This window comes from Bacteroides sp. LFL-34, assembly GCF_027257075.1.
Lineage (GTDB): Bacteria > Bacteroidota > Bacteroidia > Bacteroidales > Bacteroidaceae > Bacteroides > Bacteroides ovatus.
The window spans coordinates 1-2,557 of sequence record NZ_JAPQKZ010000114.1 but is presented as its reverse complement, the minus strand read 5'-3'; the positions used below and the strand labels follow the sequence as shown (position 1 = coordinate 2,557).

The following is a 2,557-nucleotide window of genomic DNA, read 5'->3' as shown; positions in this document are numbered from 1 at the left end:
CAACACGCATCATGAAACGAACAATCATCCATACATCTGCAGCCATAGCCCTGCTGCTCGGCATTGCCGCCTGCACGCAGGACGAAGCGGGCTTCCTGCCGGAAGGGGCGGAAGGCACACCCATCGTCTTTACCGCCACGGGGCTGAACCCCGCTGCGACAGCCATCGCCAATACCCGTTCCACCGTGGACGGCGACTGGGAGGGTGTGCAGAGCGTGGCAGTCCTGATGGACGGCACGGTGAAGACGTACAACGTGACGCCCTCCACCGCCGACCCCGCCAGCGCCACGCTGACCTCCACCGACCCGCACTACTGGACCAACCGCAAAGACATCACCGTCACAGCGTGGTGGCCCTACACCGCTGGCGAGACAACCCCTTCTGCTGTGAAGGTAAAAGCCAACCAAAGTGCCCGGAAAGACTTCGAGGGCAGCGACCTCATCGTAGCCGACGGACAGACGGTGACCTACGGTAGCCCCACGCTCCGCTTCACCCACCGCACGGCGCGAGTGACCATCGTTCTGACGGACTACACCGAGGGGCTGGCATCCGTGCAGCTGACGGGGCTCTCCACCGAAGGCGACAACCCAGCCGAAATCACCCCGTATGACAAGGGCAGCAACACCTACACCGCTCTTGTAGCCCCGCAAAGTGTGGCAGCTGGCACGACCTTCATTACCAGCACCTTCACTAACGGCAAGACCTTCGTTTATAAGATGAAGAATGCTACCGACTGGCAGGCGGGCGGTGAATATACCTACACAGTCTCCCTCACTGCGGCAAAAGACCCGGGATATACCATAGAGGGCAACGGCAGCTACACCGTGACATCCGCCGATGGCCTGATGCATGTAGCCGATTTAGTGAACGGAGGTAAGACCGACATTAACATTACCCTCGACAAAAACATTGACCTCACGGGCAAAGGCTGGACGCCGATAGGCACAAGCTTCAAAAACTCATACACGGGCACCTTTGACGGCGGCGGCCATACCATCACGGGGCTGACCGTTACGACAAATGACAAATATGCGGGTCTGTTCGGCTATATCGGTAATGCCGGTACGGTGAAGAACGTGGTGATGGAGGGCGTACTGATAACAAGCAATAACGGGTCGAGCCAGGCTGGCGGCGTGGCAGGATTTAGCCGGGGCACTATTGAAAACTGCTCGGTGTCGGGCAGCGTCAGCGGCACGGTGTACGTCGGCGGTGTGGTGGGTGCTCAATGGGGCGGTTCCATCACCGGATGCAGTTCATCTGCCACAGTGAAGGGAATGGTCGATGTCGGCGGCGTGGCAGGTCAGACGAATTCGAATGCCACCATGACCGCTTGCTATGCCACGGGCAACGTGACCTTAGAAATAGCCTCCCAAAATAATATCGATGTCGGCGGTGCGGTGGGATTCAACGGAGGAAGCCGCATCCTTGCCTGCTATGCCACGGGCAACGTAACCAGTACAGGTAGTAGCACCGTCAATGTGTATATCGGCGGCTTTTGTGGATATAACTCCACCACCGTGACCGCCTGCTATTGGAAGAACAATCAGGAACAAGGCATCGGCTACAAAAAGGTAGGCACCGCCCCCGAAGCTACGAAGGTGGACGGCACCAGCGTTACCTGGCAGAAAGCCGTCGATGCCATGAACACCGCCTTGCAGAACGCAGGTTCAGAGTGGCGTTACGAACTCACCGGAGCATTGCCCACCTTGAGGAAGCAGTAAACGTCGGGCGGAAAAAGTTCCGTCCGCAACGGAAAGAACCGAAGTATAACCCCAATAAAGAAAGGAGGACGTGATGGAACACACGGAGTAATACTGGTGTCATTGCAGATATAAATTTTAGCCCTTCCTATTCTTATGCGCAGTCAGGAACAGGTCGGTGGTCTATTGGTCTTAATTATAGAGGCCTTGAAATTTATACCATTCATTGCCAATCCGGATGTGGTGCTATAGATATAAATAAATTGGTATCATCCGCAAATCACCCATTTATTATTGGTGGGGACATGAATATGACTCCAAGCGAATTATCAGAATATTTACACAGGTACCAAGAGTAGGCCGGGAAATAGTGCTAATTTTGCATGTTGTGGTATGCCAACACATATTTCAAGTCGAGAATTAGATTATTTCCTTATCGATAGCAGATTACAGCTAAGAACATGTGTACTAAGATATCATATGAAGGGTGGGGATCACTATCCTGTGATATTGATATTTAGTTAACCAATTATATTTTTCATCAACAAACAGTGTCGCTGCGATATAAAATATTTTTCGGCTATGCCATACTTATGGCGGTCATCGGTAGCATGGCCGCCATTCTCATCCATGAACCTGCGAAGTTCCACGACCTATATGCGTATGTTGAATAACGGTATTTACACAAACAGCAAATGAGCGAACAATTCGTTACCACTACCAAGCATTTCCGCAAGCTGCTTGCCGCAGGCTATCTGTTGATAGTCCTGCTGGTGGGCGGCATCATCTGCACGTGGCTCGGAGAATGGCGCGACTTGGAGTTGCTGGAACGGGAGAACCGTGAAATCAACCGCTTC

1 protein-coding gene is annotated in these 2,557 nt (G+C 53.2%); it reads left to right on the top strand.

Annotated elements, in window-relative coordinates:
- Positions 1–11: 11 nt before the first annotated feature.
- The gene (locus N5O98_RS27005) at positions 12–1,721 is read left to right on the top strand and encodes a fimbrillin family protein (protein WP_117808930.1); all 1,710 of its coding nucleotides are present in this window, start codon (positions 12–14) and stop codon (positions 1,719–1,721) included.
- Positions 1,722–2,557: the final 836 nt, after the last annotated feature.